The sequence below is a fragment of the Thermus sp. LT1-2-5 genome (assembly GCF_040363165.1).
GTDB lineage: Bacteria > Deinococcota > Deinococci > Deinococcales > Thermaceae > Thermus.
This window is the reverse complement of record NZ_BSRG01000017.1, coordinates 1-17,542: the sequence shown is the minus strand read 5'-3', so window position 1 is coordinate 17,542 and position 17,542 is coordinate 1. Positions and strand designations below refer to the sequence as shown.

19 protein-coding genes are annotated in these 17,542 nt (G+C 67.9%); 11 read left to right on the top strand and 8 right to left on the bottom strand.

Annotated features, from left to right (window positions below):
- Positions 1-11: 11 nt before the first annotated feature.
- Together ABXG85_RS11325 and ABXG85_RS11320 are read right to left on the bottom strand one after the other, a co-directional pair.
- Positions 12-1,340, bottom strand: coding sequence for an acetyl-CoA hydrolase/transferase family protein (locus tag ABXG85_RS11325; protein WP_353513739.1), 1,329 nt, complete (start codon positions 1,338-1,340; stop codon positions 12-14).
- A complete protein-coding gene (locus tag ABXG85_RS11320) occupies positions 1,337-2,398 on the bottom strand; it encodes an alanine dehydrogenase (protein ID WP_353513738.1) in 1,062 nt (353 codons plus the stop codon). Before ABXG85_RS11320 ends, ABXG85_RS11325 begins: the two co-directional genes overlap by 4 nt.
- 87 nt (positions 2,399-2,485) lie before the next feature.
- Here ABXG85_RS11320 and ABXG85_RS11315 point away from each other — a divergent pair, with 87 nt between their 5' ends.
- Genes ABXG85_RS11315 through ABXG85_RS11265 form a run of 11 tightly spaced genes read left to right on the top strand, consistent with a single transcriptional unit; the run spans position 2,486 to position 10,881 of the window.
- On the top strand, positions 2,486-2,962 hold the full coding sequence (locus ABXG85_RS11315) for a DUF456 family protein (RefSeq protein ID WP_353513737.1): 477 nt from the start codon (positions 2,486-2,488) through the stop codon (positions 2,960-2,962).
- 3 nt (positions 2,963-2,965) lie between these two features.
- Positions 2,966-3,208 carry a glutaredoxin family protein gene (locus ABXG85_RS11310; RefSeq protein ID WP_353513736.1) on the top strand — a complete coding sequence of 81 codons (243 nt, stop codon included), beginning with the start codon at positions 2,966-2,968 and terminating at the stop codon, positions 3,206-3,208.
- A 15-nt stretch (positions 3,209-3,223) separates the two neighbouring features.
- A complete protein-coding gene (gene lgt / locus ABXG85_RS11305) occupies positions 3,224-4,063 on the top strand; it encodes a prolipoprotein diacylglyceryl transferase (RefSeq protein ID WP_353513764.1) in 840 nt (279 codons plus the stop codon).
- Between the two features lie 10 nt (positions 4,064-4,073).
- Positions 4,074-5,435: a bifunctional UDP-N-acetylglucosamine diphosphorylase/glucosamine-1-phosphate N-acetyltransferase GlmU gene (gene glmU, locus ABXG85_RS11300; RefSeq protein WP_353513763.1), complete on the top strand. Its 1,362-nt coding sequence runs from the start codon at positions 4,074-4,076 to the stop codon at positions 5,433-5,435.
- A gap of 39 nt (positions 5,436-5,474) precedes the next feature.
- The gene (locus tag ABXG85_RS11295) at positions 5,475-5,705 is read left to right on the top strand and encodes a TatA/E family twin arginine-targeting protein translocase (protein ID WP_353513735.1); all 231 of its coding nucleotides are present in this window, start codon (positions 5,475-5,477) and stop codon (positions 5,703-5,705) included.
- Entirely contained in the window at positions 5,702-6,445 is a 744-nt protein-coding gene (gene tatC / locus ABXG85_RS11290; protein WP_353513734.1) for a twin-arginine translocase subunit TatC, read from the top strand. The genes ABXG85_RS11295 and tatC overlap by 4 nt, the downstream gene beginning before the upstream one ends.
- A 33-nt stretch (positions 6,446-6,478) precedes the next feature.
- Positions 6,479-7,543 carry a bifunctional 3-deoxy-7-phosphoheptulonate synthase/chorismate mutase gene (locus ABXG85_RS11285; protein WP_353513733.1) on the top strand — a complete coding sequence of 355 codons (1,065 nt, stop codon included), beginning with the start codon at positions 6,479-6,481 and terminating at the stop codon, positions 7,541-7,543.
- On the top strand, positions 7,543-8,484 hold the full coding sequence (locus ABXG85_RS11280; RefSeq protein WP_353513732.1) for a 4Fe-4S dicluster domain-containing protein: 942 nt from the start codon (positions 7,543-7,545) through the stop codon (positions 8,482-8,484). Before ABXG85_RS11285 ends, ABXG85_RS11280 begins: the two co-directional genes overlap by 1 nt.
- 24 nt (positions 8,485-8,508) lie before the next feature.
- Positions 8,509-10,146, top strand: coding sequence for an FAD-binding dehydrogenase (locus tag ABXG85_RS11275; RefSeq protein ID WP_353513731.1), 1,638 nt, complete (start codon positions 8,509-8,511; stop codon positions 10,144-10,146).
- Positions 10,147-10,150: 4 nt separating this feature from the next.
- On the top strand, positions 10,151-10,543 hold the full coding sequence (gene mce, locus ABXG85_RS11270) for a methylmalonyl-CoA epimerase (RefSeq protein WP_353513730.1): 393 nt from the start codon (positions 10,151-10,153) through the stop codon (positions 10,541-10,543).
- Positions 10,543-10,881 carry a VanZ family protein gene (locus tag ABXG85_RS11265; protein ID WP_353513729.1) on the top strand — a complete coding sequence of 113 codons (339 nt, stop codon included), beginning with the start codon at positions 10,543-10,545 and terminating at the stop codon, positions 10,879-10,881. Before mce ends, ABXG85_RS11265 begins: the two co-directional genes overlap by 1 nt.
- On the opposite strand, the gene ABXG85_RS11260 is transcribed toward ABXG85_RS11265, so the two are convergent.
- The 6 genes from ABXG85_RS11260 to ABXG85_RS11235 are packed head-to-tail and all read right to left on the bottom strand — an operon-like array spanning position 10,835 to position 17,427.
- Positions 10,835-11,518: an SDR family NAD(P)-dependent oxidoreductase gene (locus ABXG85_RS11260; protein ID WP_353513728.1), complete on the bottom strand. Its 684-nt coding sequence runs from the start codon at positions 11,516-11,518 to the stop codon at positions 10,835-10,837. The two genes, ABXG85_RS11265 and ABXG85_RS11260, sit on opposite strands and share 47 nt — an antisense overlap.
- Positions 11,519-11,522: 4 nt before the next feature.
- Positions 11,523-12,500 carry a hypothetical protein gene (locus tag ABXG85_RS11255; protein ID WP_353513727.1) on the bottom strand — a complete coding sequence of 326 codons (978 nt, stop codon included), beginning with the start codon at positions 12,498-12,500 and terminating at the stop codon, positions 11,523-11,525.
- Positions 12,497-14,968 carry an LPS-assembly protein LptD gene (locus ABXG85_RS11250; RefSeq protein WP_353513726.1) on the bottom strand — a complete coding sequence of 824 codons (2,472 nt, stop codon included), beginning with the start codon at positions 14,966-14,968 and terminating at the stop codon, positions 12,497-12,499. Before ABXG85_RS11250 ends, ABXG85_RS11255 begins: the two co-directional genes overlap by 4 nt.
- A complete protein-coding gene (locus ABXG85_RS11245; protein ID WP_353513725.1) occupies positions 14,965-16,008 on the bottom strand; it encodes an LptF/LptG family permease in 1,044 nt (347 codons plus the stop codon). The genes ABXG85_RS11250 and ABXG85_RS11245 overlap by 4 nt, the downstream gene beginning before the upstream one ends.
- Positions 16,005-17,015, bottom strand: coding sequence for an LptF/LptG family permease (locus tag ABXG85_RS11240; RefSeq protein ID WP_353513724.1), 1,011 nt, complete (start codon positions 17,013-17,015; stop codon positions 16,005-16,007). The genes ABXG85_RS11245 and ABXG85_RS11240 overlap by 4 nt, the downstream gene beginning before the upstream one ends.
- Before the next feature lie 40 nt (positions 17,016-17,055).
- Positions 17,056-17,427 carry a hypothetical protein gene (locus ABXG85_RS11235; protein WP_353513723.1) on the bottom strand — a complete coding sequence of 124 codons (372 nt, stop codon included), beginning with the start codon at positions 17,425-17,427 and terminating at the stop codon, positions 17,056-17,058.
- Positions 17,428-17,542 lie beyond the last annotated feature (115 nt).

The following is a 17,542-nucleotide window of genomic DNA, read 5'->3' as shown; positions in this document are numbered from 1 at the left end:
GGGCGGGGTTGTCAAGAGCTAGGTCCGCTTTTGCCCTTCAGGTCGGCGCCCGGGTAGCTCCGGGGAAGGAGCTTCCTTTCCCAAGCAGCCCGGGTGAGCTCCTCCCGGAAGTCGGGATGGGCGATGGCGATGAGGGCCTCCGCCCGTTCCCGCAAGGAGCGGCCGAAGAGTTCGGCGATGCCCCACTCCGTCACCACATAGTGCACGTCGGCCCGGGTGGTCACCACCCCTGCCCCTGGCTTCAGGTAGGGGACGATGCGGCTATGCCCCTTGGCGGTGGAGGGGAGGGCGATGATGGGCCTGCCCCCTTCGCTCCGGGCCGCCCCCCGGATGAAGTCCAGCTGTCCGCCAAAGCCGGAATAGATGCGGGTGCCGATGGAGTCCGCCACCACCTGGCCGGTGAGGTCCACCTCTATGGCGGAGTTGATGGCCACCATCTTGCGGTTTTGCGCCACCACGAAGGGGTCGTTCACGTAGTCGGTGGGGTGGAGCTCAAAGAGGGGGTTGTCGTGGACGAAGCGGTAAAGGCGTTCCGAACCCAGGACGAAGGTGCCGATGATCTTGCCGGGGTGAAGGGTCTTCTTGGCCCCGGTGATGAGGCCCTTTTCCAAGGCCTCGAGGACCCCATCGGAGATCATCTCCGTGTGGACGCCCAGGTCCCGCCGCCCCGAGAGGCTCGCCAAGACCGCATCGGGGATGGCCCCGATGCCCATCTGCAAAGTGGCCCCGTCCTCGATGAGGCTCGCCACGTGCTCGCCGATTTTCCGTTCCACCTCGCCGAACCCCTCGCGTTTGAGCTCGGGCAGGGGCCAGTCCAGCTCCACGATGGCGCTGAAGCGGGACACGTGGACAAAGGTGTCCCCTAGGGTTCTCGGCATCCGGGGGTTCACCAGGGCGATCACCAGGGGGGCCGCCTCCACCGCCGCCTTGGTGGCGATGACCTCCACCCCCAAGGAGCAGAAGCCGTGCTCGTCCGGCGGGGAAACCTGGATGATGGCGGCGTCCAGGGGCAGGATGCGCCGCTTGAAGAGCCAGGGCACCTGGTGGAGCATGATGGGCACGTAATCGGCCCGGCCTTGGTTCACCGCCTCCCGGTCCGCCGGACCCACGAAGAGGGAGCGGCGGCGGAAATGCCCCTCCATCTCGGGGCTGGCGAAGGGGTCTTCCCCCATCTGCAGGAGGTGGACAAGCTCCACGTTATAGAGCTCGTCCTTGCGGGCGGCGAGCGCCTTGAGGAGGGGCGTGGGGGTGGCGGCGTTGCCGGAAACGAAGACCCGCATCCCCGAACGGATCAGGGTCACGGCGTCCTCGGGCGAGGTGAGCTTCTTGCGGTAGCTCATTCTAGGTGGCCTCCTTTCTGGCCCAGGAGGAGGTAGGCCCCTTGGCGGAGGGCGGGGACGTTGAGGGGGTCGTCCTCCACCTGGAGCAGGAAGGGAAGGAGGGTGGCGGTGAGGGCGTGGCTTGCCGTGCGGGGCACCAGGGCGGGGACGTTGGGCAGGCAGAAGTGGGTGACGCCCAGCTCCTGGTAGATGCCGGGCCGGCTCGTCTCCGCCACGCCCCCCTGGTCGATGGCGAAGTCCAACAGCACCGAGCCCCGGCGCATGCGGGAAAGGAGTTCCCGACTAAGGAGGACAGGGGCCCTTTCCCCCGGCACCGCCACCGCTCCCACCAGGACGTCGGCGAAGGCCACGTACCGCTCCAGGCGGCTTTGGGTGATGAGGGCGGTGATGGCCCCAGGGGTTTCCCGGACGGCCTCCTCCAAGGCGGAAAGGTCCTTGTCCAGGAGGTAGACCGAGGCCCCGACACCCAAAAAGGCCCGGGCCGCCGCCCGGCCCAAGGTGCCCGCCCCCAGGATGACCACGTCCGCCGGGGGGATGCCGGGGAGGCCGGAGAGGAGCATGCCCGGGCCCAGGGGGGCCTCCAAAAGCCGCCCCGCCACCTGGGGGGCCATGCGCCCGGCGATCTCGCTCATGGCCTTTAGGACGGGGCGCCTTTGGCCTTCCCCGATGAGCTCGTAGCCGATGGCGCTCAGGCCCTTCTCCGCCATGGCCTCCACGAGGCCCGTTTCCGCCACCGCCAGGTGCAAGAAGCCCATAAGGGTGGCCCCAGGCCGCAGGAGGGCGACCTCCTCGAGGGTAGGCCGCGCCACCTTGAGCACCACCTCCCCCCGGCCGAAGGCCTCTTCCCGGCTCACCAGCTTGGCCCCCGCCTCCTCGTAGGCGGCATCGGGGAAACCCGCCCTCTCCCCGGCCCCCCGCTCCACATAGACCCGGTGGCCCCGGGCCACCAGCTCCCGCACCCCCCCTGGGGTGAGGGGCACCCGGCCTTCCCGCACCTCCTCCCCGAGGGAAGGGGGGATTTTTAGGCTTATTCGTTCCTTGGGTAGGCCAAAGTCCATACCCGCCTCCTACCCCTGAGCTTACGCTTCCTGGGGGTGGCGGATGTCCCTTGCCCTTCTCATCCCCTTTTGTCCTAGGCTTGGGCCGTGGACGCCCTGGCGGATTGGCTCTTTGTGGCCCTTTGGGTGGCGGGGGTCCTCCTCACCTTGGTGCCTTTTGTGCCCGCCACCTTGGTGATCCTCTTGGCCGCTTTCTTGCACGAGGTCCTCGTGGGCTTTCGGGAGCTTTCCCTCGGGCTGTGGGTTCTCCTTGGGGCCTTGGCCCTTTTGGCCATGCTCCTGGACAACCTGGCGGCCTTGGTGGGGGCGAAGCGGTACGGGGCCGGGCGGGCGGGCCTTTGGGGCGCCTTCTTGGGAGGCCTCCTGGGCCTTTTCCTAGGGGTGGTGGGGGTCTTGGTGCTCCCCTTCCTCCTGGCCTGGCTTTTTGAATACCTGGCGGGCAGGAGGCCGGAGGAGGCCTTGAGGGCGGCCTGGGGCACCCTGGTGGGCCTCATGGGCGGGGTGGTGGCCAAGGTCCTCGTCCATCTGGCCATGGGCCTGCTGGTGGTTCGGGCGGTCTTCTAGCGTATGCTTGGGGGCATGGAGCTCGTCTTCGTTACCCGCGAGGGGTGTGGGCTTTGCGAGAAGGCGGAAAGGGCCCTTTGGACCCTGGGGGTGCCCTACGTACGCCGGGACGTGGACCAAGACCCGGAGCTTTTCCGTCTTTACACCTTCCGGGTCCCCGTCTTGCTCCTGGGGGATCGGGTGCTTTTGGAAGGGGCTTTCGGGGAGCGGGAACTTATGGCCTTCATCGGGGAACTCCAGAGGTGAACCATGGACCCTACCATGATCCAGATCGGCCCCTTGCGCATCCAGTGGTACGGCTTCCTCCTCACCCTGGCTATCTTCCTCGGCTTTGAACTGGCTAAACGCCGCCTGAGGGCCTGGGGCCTGGACGCCGAGAAGTTCGAGCGGGTGGCGTTTTGGGCCGTGGTGTGGGGCGTGGTGGGGGCCCGGCTCGGTTACGTCCTCACCTCCCCCGGCTACTTCCTGCAAAACCCGGCAGAGGTTCTCTATATCTGGCACGGGGGCCTTTCCTTCCACGGGGCCATTTTGGGGGGGGCTTTGGTCTTCCTCTATTACCACCGGAAGAAGGGCTACCCCCTCTGGCCCTACCTGGACGCCGCCACCCCCGGGGTGGCCTTGGGGATCATCGCCGGTCGGATCGGCAACCTGATGAACGGCTCGGACACCGTGGGCCGCCTCACCGCTTTGCCCATAGGGTTCACCTGGCCGGAGTGGGCCAAGGGGTTTCCCGGGGTCTGCCCGGGGATTGACGACATCTCGCAGGTTTACCGGTGCGCCGAGCTCCTGCGGGGGCCTGTCCACCTCACCCAGGTCTACGGGGCCTTGGTGGGGGTCATCCTCTTGCCCCTTGCCTTCTACTGGCTTCGCAAGAACCCCTTCCCCGGCTACGCTTTCTGGAACTTCCTCCTTTGGTACAGCATCCTCCGCTCCGTGTTGGAAGAGCCCTTCCGTCTGAACCCCCTTTGGCTTCCCGTTTACCGCAACGACGAGCTCGGCATCGGCCTTTTCACCGCCACCCAGGTGGTGAGCCTGCCCCTTATCCTCCTTTCCCTCTACATGCTCCGGCACCTGGCGCGCGCTTCCAAGAAGGTTGGCTAAGATAGAGGCCATGCACGCCCACGTGATCCTGGCCGCGGGGCAGGGGACCCGGATGAAGTCCCGCCTGCCCAAGGTCCTGCATCCCCTTTTGGGCAAGCCCATGCTCCTTTACGCCGTGGAAACCGCCTTGGCCTTAGGCCCCGGGCGGCTTGTGGTGGTGGTGGGCCACGGCGCTTCGGAGGTGGAGGAGGCCCTGAAGGGCTACCCGGTGGAGATCGCCCGCCAGGAGGCCCAGCTCGGCACCGCCCACGCCCTCTTGCAGGCGGAGGCCCTGCTGAAGGACTTTCCCGGCCCCTTTTTGGTGACCCAGGGGGATACCCCCCTCCTTTCCCCCGACACCCTCAAGGCCCTATTGGGGAAGGTGGCGGAAGGGGCGGGAATGGCCCTCCTTACCGTGGAGCTGGAAGACCCCACGGGCTATGGCCGGATCCTTAGGGAAGGGGAGGAGGTGCTGGCCAACGTGGAGGAGAAGGACGCTTCCCCTGCCCTTAAGGCCATCCGGGAGGTGAACGCCGGGGCCTACGCCTTTGACGGCTTCCTCTTCCAAGCCCTCAAGGAGGTGAAAAACGAAAACGCCGCTAAGGAGTACTACCTCCCCGACCTCATCGCCATCTACCGGGCCCACGGGAAGAAGGTGGTGGCGGTGCGGGGCGTGGCGGAGGAGGCCTTGGGGGTGAACACCCGGGAGGAGCTCGCCCGGGTGGAGGGGGTTCTCTTGGCCCGGCTCCGGGCGGAGTGGATGAGGCGGGGCGTGCGCATGGTCCTCCCCGAGACCATTTACCTGGAGCCCTCCGTGGAGCTCGCCCCCGACGTGACCCTCTGGCCCGGGGTGGTCCTCAAGGGGAGGACCCGGATCGGGGAGGGGTGCGAGGTGGGGCCCTATGCGGTTTTGGAGGACACCCTCCTCGAGCCCGGGGCCAAGGTCCACGCCCACACCGTGGCCCTGGGGGCCCACCTGCATGGGGGGGCGGACGCCGGGCCCTTTGCCCGCCTCCGCCCGGGGGCGGTCCTGGAGGAAGGGGTGCACGTGGGCAACTTCGTGGAGGTGAAGAACAGCCGCCTCCACCCCGGGGTCAAGGCGGGGCACCTGGCCTACCTGGGGGACGCCGAGGTGGGGGAGGGGGCTAACATCGGGGCGGGGGTCATCACCGCCAACTACGACGGCAAGCGCAAGCACAAGACCTTCATCGGCAAGCAGGCCTTCATCGGCTCCAATAGCGTCCTGGTGGCCCCCGTGCGGGTGGGGGATGGGGCCATGGTGGGGGCGGGGAGCGTCATCACCCACGACGTGCCCGAGGACGCCTTGGCCGTGGCCCGGGGAAGGCAGCGGAACCTCGAGGGCTACGCCAAGAGGAAGCGGGAGGAGGGCTAGCTTCATTCCTCCTTCAGCCCAGGTGCTAAACTGGAGGCTATGAACCTGGGCATGCCGGAAATCCTGGTGATCCTGGTGGTGGCCCTCCTCATCTTCGGGCCCAAGAAGCTTCCGGAGCTTGGCCGCTCCTTGGGTCAGAGCATCCGGGAGTTCAAGCGGGGGGCGCAGGAGATCCGCGAGGAGCTGGAAAAGGCGGTGGACGTGAAGGAGGAGCCCAAGAAGGTAGCCGAGCCCGCCCCCGCCGGGGGTAAGGAGGAGCCCAAGGCTTGAAGGAGGCCCCTCTAGTAGAACACCTGGAGGAGCTCCGCACCCGGCTCCTCTTTTCCCTTCTTGCTTGGGCGGTGGGCACCGGGGTGGCCTGGACCTTCCGGGTTCAGCTTCTGGACTGGCTCAAGCGCCCTTTGGACCTGGCGGCCAAGCAAAACGGCATCCAGGTGAACCTCATCGTTCTGGACATCACCGAGCCCTTTTTGGTTTCCTTGAAGGTGGCCGCCTTCGGCGGGCTGGTCCTGGCCTTGCCCTTTATCGTCTACCAGGTCTGGGCCTTCATCGCTCCCGGGCTTTACGAGCACGAGAAGCGTTTGGCGGGGCCTTTTCTCCTGGGGGCGGGGTTTAGCTTTGCCCTGGGGGCCCTTTTCGCCTACTACGGCTTTTTGCCCTTCGCCATCCCCTTCCTCTTGGGCTTCTTGGGGGACGTGGTCACGCCCCAGATCTCCATCGGCCGCTACATGGGCCAGGTGCTCATGATGATGACCGTCATGGGCCTGGTCTTTGAGATGCCGGTGGTGAGCTACCTCCTGGCCCGCCTGGGCCTCCTTTCCTCTGCCTTTTTGGCCCGGAACTGGCGGGTGGCCGTGGTCCTCCTCCTCACCCTGGCGGCGGTCATCACCCCCACGGTGGACGTGGTGTCCTTGTCCATCGTCACCTTGCCCCTGCTTGTCCTCTACTGGATCTCCGTGTTGGTGGCCCGCTTGGCCGAGCGGCAAAGGCCCAAGGAAGAAACCGCTTGACGAGGTAAGGGGCTTTGTCCCATAGAATAGCCCATGGACGAGCGCATCCTGGCCTTGCGCAAAGAGGTGGACCGGGTGAACCGGGAATTGTTGCGCCTCCTTTCCGAAAGGGGGAGGCTGGTGCAGGAGATCGGCCGCATCCAGACGGAGCTTGGCCTTCCCCACTACGACCCTAAGCGGGAAGAGGAGATGCTGGCCTACCTCACGGCGGAAAACCCCGGCCCCTTCCCCAACGAGACCATTCGCAAGCTCTTCAAGGAAATCTTCCAGGCAAGCCTGGACCTAGAGGAGCGCCAGGACCAGAAGAAGTTCCTCTACTCCAAAAAGTACAAGCCTGAGCCCACGAAGGTGCGGGTCAAGGACGTGGTGTTCGGGGAGAAGCCCCTCCTCATCGCCGGGCCTTGCTCCATTGAGTCGGAGGAGCAGGTGATGGAAACGGCCCGCTTCCTTGCCCAGAGGGGGGTGAAAGTCCTTCGGGGCGGGGCCTTCAAGCCGCGGACAAGCCCCTACGGCTTCCAGGGCCTGGGGGTGGAAGGCCTGAAGCTCGGGCGCAAGGCGGCGGACGCCTTCGGCATGGTGTTCGTCACCGAGGTCATGGACACCCGGGACGTGGAGGTGGTGGCGGAGTACGCCGACATCCTCCAGATCGGGGCCCGCAACATGCAAAACTTCGCCCTCCTGAAGGAGGTGGGCCGCTCCGGGAAGCCCGTTTTGCTCAAGCGGGGGCTTTCCGCCACCATGGAGGAGTGGTTCTACGCGGCGGAGTACATTCTCTCCCAGGGGAACGAAAGGGTGATCCTGGCGGAAAGGGGAATCCGCACCTTTGAGCGCTGGACCCGCAACACCTTGGACCTTTCCGCCGTGGCCTTGGCCAAGCAGGAAACCCACCTGCCGGTGGTGGTGGACGTGACCCACGCCGCCGGGCGCACCGACCTCCTCGCCCCCCTGGCCCGGGCGGCCTTGGCCGTGGGGGCGGACGGGGTCCACGTGGAGGTCCACCCCAACCCCAAGGTGGCCCTTTCCGACAACCAGCAGCAGATGGACTTCGCCCAGTTTGACCGCTTTTTGGCGGTCATAGGGGACCTCCTCGAGGGCTAATGGGCCTCTTGGACAACCTCCTCAACGCCTTTCTCAAGGCCACGGACCCCAGGCCCCGCTACACCGAGGCCCGCTGCCTCCTCTACAAGAACAGCGTGGGGGGGTGCGACCGATGCTACCAGGCCTGTCCCAAGGGGGCGGTGCGCCTGGAGGGGTGGCGGGTGGAGCTGGACGAGGTCTTGTGCACGGGCTGCGGCCTCTGCACCGGGGTCTGCCCCGGCCTCGCCCTGGAGTACCCCTTGGGGGGCATCCAGGAGGCCCTGATCCGGGGCAAGGGGCAGCTTCGCTGTTCCAAGGCGGAGGGCAAGGGAGAAGAGGTCCTGTGCCTGGGCCGGCTCACCCCCGGGCTTTTGGCCGAGGCGGGAAGCCGTTTTGGCCGGCTGGTCCTGGCCCGGGGGGACTGCGCCCACTGCCGCATCGGGGGGCCCTCGGTGCCGGAGCACCTGGAGAGGATGGCGGAAGCGGCCCGGCGCTACTTCCCCGTGGAGGTGGAGGTGCGCCAAGGGGAGCTTCCCGGGGAAAAGGTGGGGCGGCGGGAGCTCTTCCAGGCCCTTTTGGGAAGCGCCAAGCGCACCGCCGCCGACCTGGTCCCCGAGCTTCCCCTGCCCCAGGAGCCCGAGGAAAAGGGCTTGCCGGCGGAGCTTCGCCTCCGCTTTCTCGCCGCCTCCCGGGCCGAGGAGGTGGCCTGGCCCCGGATCCGGGTGGAGGAGGGGTGTACCCTGTGCCCGGTCTGCACCAACGTCTGCCCCACGGGGGCGGTCTACCGGGTGCGGGAGGGGGAGGAGTACGTTCTGAGGCTCAAGGTGGAGGCCTGCACCGGGTGCGGGGCCTGCGTGGAAAGCTGCCCGCCCCAGGTGATCCGCCTCGAGGCCGCTCCTAAGGAGGAGGTGGGCCAGGAGTTGGAGCTTTTCCGGGGCAAACCTCCCTGGTACGACCTTTGAACTTGGTATAATCCCCGCCAAGCTATGGATGCGGACGTGGTGGTGGTGGGCGGGGGGCTCGCTGGCCTGGTGGTGGCCACGGAGGTGGCGGCCCGGGGGAAGCGGGTTCTCCTCCTGGAGCAGGAACCCCACCTGGGGGGGCAGGCGTACTGGTCCTTTGGGGGGCTTTTTTTGGTGAACTCCCCCGAGCAACGCCGGCTTGGCATTCGCGACACGGTGGAATTGGCCTTCCAAGACTGGCTGGGGGCTGCCGGCTACCACCGGGAGGAGGACTACTATGGCCAGCTTTGGGCCCAGGCTTATTTGAGTTTTGCCTCCGGGGAGAAGCGGGCCTGGCTCGCTTCCTTGGGGGTGCGCTTTTTCCCGGTGGTGGGCTGGGCGGAGCGGGGCGGGGGCCTGGCCACGGGCCACGGCAACTCTGTTCCCCGTTTCCACATCGTCTGGGGCACGGGGCCGGGCCTCTTGGAGCCCTTTTTGCGCCGGGCGGAGGCCTTGCGGGAGGCGGGAAGCCTCCGGGTTCTCCTCCGCCACCGGGTGGAGGAGGTGTGGGTGGAGGGGGGAAAGGCGGTGGGGGTGATGGGCGTGGTGTTGGAGGAAGACCCCAAGCCCCGGGGGGTGCCCACCAGCCGCAAGGCCCTGAGGGAGTTCGCCTTCCGCGCCCAGGCGGTGGTGCTGGCCACGGGGGGGATTGGGGCCAACCTGGACCTGGTGCGCCGCCATTGGCCGGAGCGCATGGGCAAGCCGCCGGAGAGGATGCTTTCCGGCGTGCCCGACCACGTGGACGGCTCCGGGCTCTTCCTGGCGGAGCGGGCGGGGGCACGCCTCGTCAACCTGGACCGCATGTGGCACTACCCCGAGGGGGTGGAGAACCATAGCCCCATCTGGACGAACCACGGCATCCGCATCCTCCCCGGGCCCTCGGCCCTCTGGGTGGACGCCACGGGAAGGCGCCTTCCCCCACCCCTTTTCCCCGGTTTTGACGCCTTGGAAACCCTGCGCCACCTGCGCCACACCGGTTTTGACTGGAGCTGGTTTATCCTAGACCTGCGCACCCTGAAGAAGGAGTTCGCCCTCTCGGGCTCGGAGCAGAACCCGGACCTCACCGAAAGGAGCTGGTTCCAGGTGGTGAAAAACCGTCTGTTTGGGCCCAGCGCCCCCGTGCGGGCCTTCTTGGAGCGGGGCAAGGACTTTTTGGTGGCGGAGCACCTTTCCGACCTCCTGCGGAAGATGGATGCCCTGGTTCCCGGGGTTTTGGACCCCGTGCGCCTCGAGGCGGAACTCCGGGCCCGGGACCTGGAACTCCTCAACCCCTTCGCCAAGGACGGCCAAGTCCTCGCCCTCCACACCTTCCGCCGTTACCGGGGAGACCGGCTTTTCCGCGTGGCCAAGCCCGCCCCTTTCCTCTCAGGGAAGGGCCCCTTGGTGGCGGTGCGCCTTTGGACCCTTACCCGCAAGACCCTGGGAGGCATCCAGACGGACCTCAAGGCCCGGGCCCTCACCCCCAAGGGCGACCCCCTTCCCGGGCTTTACGCCGTGGGGGAGGCGGCGGGGTTTGGGGGTGGGGGGTTCCACGGGTACAAGGCCCTGGAGGGCACCTTCCTCGGGGGGTGCCTCTTCACGGGGCGCCAGGCGGCGAGGGCGCTTCTGGAGGGGCTAGAATAGGCCCATGCGGCTTCACCACGTGGGCATCGCCGTGGAGGACCTCGAGGCGGCCAAGGCCCGCTACCTCCTTGTGGGCTACCGGCTGGTGGCGGAGGGGGAGGTCCCCGCCCAGGGGGTGCGGGTGGCCCTCCTTGGGGGGGAAGGGGAGGCCCTTTTGGAGCTCCTCGCCCCCCTGGGCCCCGAGACCCCCGTGGGCCGCTTCCTGGCCAAGCGGGGCCCCGGCCTTCACCACCTGGCCTTCGCCGTGGAGGACGTGGCCCGGGAGCTGGCCCGCCTGAAGGCGCAGGGGGCGAGGCTGGTGGACGAGGCGCCCCGGCCGGGCTTTGGAGGGCACAAGGTGGCCTTCCTCCACCCCTCCTTTGGCCTGGGGGTGCTTTGGGAGCTAGTGGAGGCCTAGTGCGCCCCCTCTTCCTCGCCTTGGCCCTGGCCCACATGGGCCTCCTCTGGTGGCTTTCGGACCAGCCCCAGACGGGGCTTGGCCTACCCCACCCTTGGGACAAGGGGGCCCACTTCCTGGCCTACGCCCTTTTGGGCCTCCTCCTCCGCCTGGGTCTGGGCCGGTTTTCCTGGGCCTTCCTGGGGGCTTCCCTCTACGGGGTGGTGGACGAGTACCACCAAAGCCTCGTCCCCGGCCGGGAGGCCTTCGGCCTAGACCTGGTGGCGGACACCTTGGGGGCGTTTTTCGGGGCTAAAGGGGCGGGTAGATGGGGAGCTCCAAAAGCCTCCCGCCCCTAGCCGCGGCGGCCTGGACGATGGCCTCGGCCACCAGCTCGGGGGCGATCCAGCGGCGGTGGTCCGCCTCGGGCATGGCCCGGCGGTTGGCCTCGGTGTCCAGGGTGCCCATGGGGTAGACCACCAGGAAGCGCACCCCCTCCACCTCCCCCTGCAGGGACTTGAGGAGGCTCGCCAGGGCGGTCTTGGCCATGGTGTAAAGGGCCCTTCCGGGGCCGATCCCGCTCCAGGCGGGGCCGGCGGCGATGGCGGCGAAGAACCCCTCCCCCCGCTTTTCCATGTAGGGGAGGACCGCCCGGAGGAGGTTATGGGTGGTGCGGAGGTTTAGGTCCAACAGCCAGTCGTAAAGCCCGGGGTCGGAGTCCAGAAAGCGCCCGGCGGCGAAGCCCCCCACGGTGTGGACCACGCCGTAGAGGGGCGCTTCCCGCTCCACGAAGCGGGCCAGGGCCTCGGCCTCCTCGAGGCGGGTGAGGTCGGCCACGAAGGTCTTGCCCCCTACCGCCTGCGCCCTTTCCGCCATGCGCTCCGGCCGGGGGTCGGAGAGGAAGAGCCTAGCCCCCGCCCCGTGCAGGGCAGGGATGAGGGCGCGGGCCAAAGCGCCCCCCGCCCCCGTAACCAAAAAGGCTTTCCCTTGCAGCATGGCCTCATTCTACGGGGATGAAGGCCAGGCCGCTGGGGCTAAAGCCCAAGGAGGGGCTTGCTTGGGGGAAAGAGGGGAAGGGGTTTTGCTGCAGGTCGTAGACCTCCAAAACGCTTCCCCGGGCTAGGTAGAGGTACCCGTCCTGGCCCACGCTGGCGGCGGTGTAAGCGTAGTAGGGGTTTTTCACCCCCGAGTCCCGGGGGGCGAGGACCCGGAAGCCTTGGCCATAGGCCACCAGGCCCTGCACCGGGTCCAGGGCCAGGCGCACGGGGCCCGGGAAGAGGCCGAGGCTTTGGGAAGAGGGGTTTGGCGCCCCGTTCCAGGCGAGGAGGCGGGTGTCCGCGGTGGTGTACCCCGCTCCCAGAAGCCGACCCCCTGGGTCCAGGCGGAGCTCAGTGGGGGTGAGGTTAGGGAGGGAAACCTCTTGGGAGGGCGTACCCGTGGGGTTTTCCGCGGGGCGGTAGCCCAAGGTGCTTTCCGTGAGGTAGGCCAGGAGGTCCACCCCCCCTTGGGGGAAGAGGGCGAGGCGTATTTCCAGGGGAAGCCCCGTAAGGTCGGCCTCTACGGGGCTTCCCAGGTCGGGGAGGGCGAAGAGGAAGGCCCGGTTGGCCCCCGGGCAGTGGGCGAGGAGCCGGTTTTCCCCAAGGCGCAGGTACCCTCCCGTGCAGTCCGCCCCCAGGGGGGCGGTGATGGGGGTGCCTTGGGGAGCGGCGTTTTCCGTGAAGCCTGCGGTGGGGTAGGCCTCGAGGCGGTCGGGGAAGAGGAGGAAAAGCCTTTGGAAGGCGTTGCTGTAGACCAGGCCTTGCAGGCTGGGCGTGGTCCAGGTGGCCACGGGGCTTCCCGTGCCCCGTTGCAGATCTGAGGCCCGGTAAAAGCGCACCTCCCCGCTTCCCCCCGCCGCCACCAGGGCGGGCAAGGGGGGTTCTTGGCTTCCGGTGCAGGCGGCTAGGGCCAGGGCTAAGGGCAAGAGAAACTTTCTCATGGCAAACCTCCCAAGCGTACGCCCTCCTCGTCCATGAGCACCTCCGCCGCCTGGCCCCCATAGAGGAAGGCTAGGCGCACCTCGCCCTTGGCGGCGTCCAGGGTGTAGCGCAACGCCCAGCAGCAGCGGTCCAGGGTGAGAATGAACTTGGGCCTTAGGGTTTCTCCCGGCAGGTCCTGCGTGAGGAGGGCGGTGAGGTGCAGCTTGGTGTTCTCCCGGCCGAGGAAGGTGAGGGTGGGACCGAAGCCCCGTAGGGCCAGGGTGTAGCCCTCGGGCCTCGTGGGCTGGCGGAGGTAGGAGAGGCTTCCCGAAAGGGAAAGTCCCGGAAGCACCCCCTCGTCCAAGGGGATGGGTGGCCAAAGCTCCACGCCCCCGCTAAAGGTGGCGTCCTTCAGGTAGATCTCCCCGTCCTGCACCTCCGGGAGGTGGAGGTTGGCGGTGAAGCGGAAGCCCGCTTCGGGCAGGGCCTGGGAGAGGGAAAGGCGGAGGTTGCTCCCTTTAGGCCCCTCCTGGAAGCGGCCTGAAAGGAGGAGGTCCAAGAGGGGCCCCGGGGCCTCCCCGGTGCGGAAGCCCAAGGCGTAGGCCAGGGCCTCCCGGTCCAGGGTGGCCTGGAGGGAAAGGCTTTGGGGGCCCAGGATGGCCTGGCCTTGAAGGGCGAGGGTGTCCTTTTGCCAGTCCCGGCGGCCCTGGAGGGTGTAGGCGGTGGCGCTTTCCCTGAGGGCGAAGGTGAGGTCCGTGGTGAGGGCTCCTTCCCCATTGAGGCCGTGGCGGTGGGTGAGGGAGAGGCTTCCGGCGGGAAGGGCCAGGGCTCCCTGGAGGGTGAGGGGGTCAAAGAGGGCCTTGGTGTGGTCGTAGCGGAGGCTCGCCCGCAAGGAGAAGGGGTAGGGGGTGAGGCCCGCCTCCCCTTGGGTTTCCAAGGGGCCTTCCCCCTCCAGGCCCCGCTTGTGGTAAAGCCTTAGGCTGTAGCCCTGGTCCTGGAGCCTAGCCTCCGCCTCGAGGGGCAGGTACCTGTTCCCCTCCAGGTCCCGCCCCCCTTTGAGGTTCAGGAAGAGGGGCCTTTCCTGAAAGCCCAGGCTCAAGGTGGCCTGGTGGCTTTTCCGGTTGGGCAGGGCGTCGAAGCGGAAGGGGCTTTCCCCTTCTTGGACGCTCCTTTGGTAGGCCGCTTCCAGGCTAAAACCCCCAAGGGCCTGGCGCAGGCTTAGGCTCGTGGTCCAGTCCACCTGCCGCTCGTACTCCCCGTTGGGGTTTTGCGTGGTGTAGTAGAAGCCCCGGAAGCGGTTCTCCCCCCGGAGGGAGGCCCCGGGCCAGGGGGTGAGGGCGAGGCTTTCGGCGTGGGCGAAAAGGGCCCTTCCCGCCTCGGCGTAGGGCCCAAGGGCCCGGGCGGAGCGGTTTAGGGGGTTGGTTTCCGCCAAGTAGCGGCCCAGGAGGAGGCTCGCCTGGAGGCTAAAGGGACCTTCCCGGAGGGTGGGGGACTGGACCTCCAGCTCGGGGAGGCGCTGCAGGGTGCGGGGGGGTGGGGTGGCCTCGTCGTGGTCCAGGAAGCCCTCCAGCCGGAGGGCGTAGCGCCAGTCCTGGGGCGTGGGGCTTCCTGGGAGGAGGGCTTCCAGGCGGAAGCGGGAAAGCTTCTCCTTGGTGTCGTCCCGCTCCAGGAGGGCGGTGAGGGAAAACTCCCGCCGCTTTAGGGCGTACTCCCCCCGATACTGAAAGGTGTCCGGGGGGGTGTGGAGGAAGAAGTAGCGCTCCTTGGCCTCCCCCACCCCCACGTGGTCGAAGCCGAGGCCAAAGCCCCGCCCCTGGTAGTAGCGGAAGAGGGTGTAGCCGAGGCCGAAGGCGGCCACGTAGGGCAGGTCCGCCTTAAAGAAGAACCCCCCCTCGTCCTGGCCCACCTCGAGGCGGGGCCGCCTTTCCGAAAGGTAGAGGAGGAGGACGGGAAGCTCCAAAAGGGGCTCCTCCCGCCAAAGGAGCACCACCCCCCGGGCCACCACCCGGTCCCCCGGGTAGAGGACGATCTCCCGGGCGCGGAAAGCGTAGTCGGGCACCTCCTGGCCGCAGGCGGCGCAGGGGGTGGCGTAGCCCCTTTCCAGGAGGATGGCCCCCGCCGCCCTCTGGCAAAGGGGCCCGGTGAGGAGGAGGTCCTTGGCCTCTATGCGCACGGAAAGGGCGTCAAAGCTCTCGTCGGAGAGGTCTATCTGGAGCTCTTCTGCTTCGATGAGGCGGCCCTCCCGGTCCCGGTAGCGCACCTGCCCCGAGAGGTACAAAAGCCTTCGGGTGCGGAAGTACGTAACCCGCTCCGCCTCCAGGGCTTCCCCGTTCCGCTCCATGCGCACCGGGTTTCCCACCAGCACGTAGACCTCCTCCCCGCCTTCCTCCCGAAGCTCCAGCCTTTCCGCCTCCAGAACCTTCAGGACGTTTTCCCCCTGGGCCCAGGCGGGAAGGAGGAAGAGGAGGAAAAGAAGGGCCCACCTCACCGCCTACCTCCCAGGAAGAGGAGGAGGGCCAAAAGCCCAAAGACGAGGTTGGGCCCCCAGGCGGCCAGGAGGGGGTCCAAGGCGTTTTGTTCCCCCATGATGCGGCCCACGCTCCAGGTGGCGTAGTAGAGGAAGGTGAGGACCGCCACCCCCACAAGCCCCAGGCTCCGGCTTCCCCCAAGGAGGTAAAAGGCGAGCCCCACGGCGAAGAGGGCGAAGATGGGGGCGGCCAGGGGCTCGGCGTAGCGGCGGTAGTAGGTGGTGGCCTCGAGGCCCGCCCGCACCCCCTGGGCCCTAAGCCGCGCCACCTCCCGCCGGAGCTCGGCGAGGGTCATCCGGTTCGCCGGGTTCTGCCAGGGATCGAAGGTGAGGTCTTTAAGCACCAGCTCGCCCTCCCGGAAGCGGGTGAGGGTGCGGGGGCGGTCCCCCTCGTAGGTGAGGCGCTTGCCCTCCTCCACCCGGAGCACCCCTCCTTGGAAGCTTCCCCGTTCCGCCAGGAGGACCTCTTCCCGGGACACCACCCTGAGCTTCCCAATCCGCTCCCCGGCCACCTCCCCCACGTACACCACCCGCCCTTGGGCGTCCTGGAAGGTGGTCCCTGGGGTTAGGAGGGTGCGGGGCCTCTCCAGGACCTGCCGCCTCAGGAGGTCCTGCCCCTGGGCTAGGGCTCTTGGCACCAGGCTTTCCCCCAGGAAAAAGGTGAAAAGGGCGATCCCCCCGCCCAGGAGGAGGAGGGGCATGAGCACCCGCCCCCGCCCCACCCCCAGGGCCAGGAGGGCCTTGAGCTCGGAGTCCTCCGCCATGCGGGAAAGGAGGAGCAAAAGGGCGAAGAAATAGGCCACCGGGGCCCCCCGGGCCACCGCCTCGGGGGTGCGGTAGAGGAGGTAGGCGAGGAGGGTGTAGGGGTCCGCCCCCTTGGCCACCAAGGGGGCCAGGACCTCGTAGACCGCCCCCGCCAGGAAGAGGAGGACGATGAAGAGGAGGCCCAGGCCGAAAAGGCCCAAGGCTTCCCGCAGGAGGTAGCGGTCCAGGGTCTTCACCGTAGCCTCCAGGTGAGGAACAGGGCCAAGGCCCCGTAGACCAGGTTGGGTAGGTGGGCCAACCAGGGGCTCACATCGTAGCGGGCGAGCTGGGCGCTTAGGGTCCAGAGCACATAGTAGCCGAAGATGAGGAGGACCACGGCCAAGAAGGCCCAGGCCGCCTCCCGGAAGGTAAGGCCCAAGGCGGCCGCCACCCAGCCCAAGAAGAGGGCCCCGAGGGCGTCCGCCAGGCGGCGGTGCAGGGCGAAGCGGGCGGAACGCTCCACCTTGCCCCGCTCCCAAAGTTCCCTTAGGGTGGAGGTGTCGTAGGGGTCGCGGGAGCCCAGGCTCTCCTTGGGGCGGAACTGGGCGGGGAAGGGGAGGGTGCCTTGGAAGGCTTTTGGGGTTTTCCCCTCCAGCACGTAGCCCCGTAGGTGCCAGCCCTCCTTGTCCCACACCCCTTCCGCAGCGCTATAGACCCGGCCCCCTTCGTCCACCACCCGCACCCCGTAAAGGTGGTTCGCCTTTCCCTCGGGGCGGATTTCCTCGGCGTAGTAGACCCCGAGGCCCGGGGGGGCGTAGAGCTCCTTGCGCAACACCCCGCTTAGGCTTCCCTCGCCGTAGAGGAGGCGGGAGAGGTGGGCGTCGTAGGCCTCGAGGGCCTTAGGCCGCACCTCCGCCAGGTTGGCCAGGTTGACGAGGGCCACCAGGAGGGCCACGAGGAGGAGGGGGCGTAGGAGGGCCAAGGGCGGCACCCCCCCGGCGTAGGCCGCCTTGAGCTCGGATTGGCGGATGAGGCGGGATAGCCCCACCAAGAGGGCGAAGACCAGGCCCAGGGGCAGGGCCAGGCTTAGGGTCCAGGGGAGGCGGAGGAGGATGAGGCGGAGGATCTCCTCCGCCCCAGCCCCCCGGCTCAGGAGGACCCCGGAGAGGCTGGAGAGGAGGTCAAAGGTGAGAAGGGCTACAAAGAGGAGGACCCCCACCAGGTAGGGAAGCAAAACCTCTTGGAGGACGTAACGGCCCAGCACCGGGCCAAGTATATGCCCTCAGGATGAGAAGCGGCCCAAACTACTCCTGGGCGATCACGTGGATCACCGGCAGACCGAAGCGCTCCGCCTGGGTGTGCACGTCCAGCCTAAGCCAGCGGGAAAGCCCCGGGGGCAGGGTGGCGAGGACGATGGCCTGGTAGGCGCCCGGGTGGGTGGCGAGCTCTTCCTCCAGGGCCAGGAGGGGGGAGACGTCCCCCGCCTTGGCCTCGGCGATGGGGATGCCCTGGGCCTCTAAAGCCGCTTTGGCTACCTGGGCCTCGGCTTCCGCCCGCTTTTTCACCTCTTCCTCCTCGTACACCCAGCCCGGCGGGGGCACGGCGGGCACCAGCAGGGTGAACTGGGCCTCGGGGTCTTGGGCTAGGATTTCCCGGAGCTTGCCTGCCACCGACATTCCGCACCCCTCTCCCTTGGCCTTAGGATTTTGGGATGGAAACCACACCCAACCTACAGGTGTACGACCTGGGCCACCTGGGCCTGGTGGCCAGCATCCTGGATCAGATAGGACT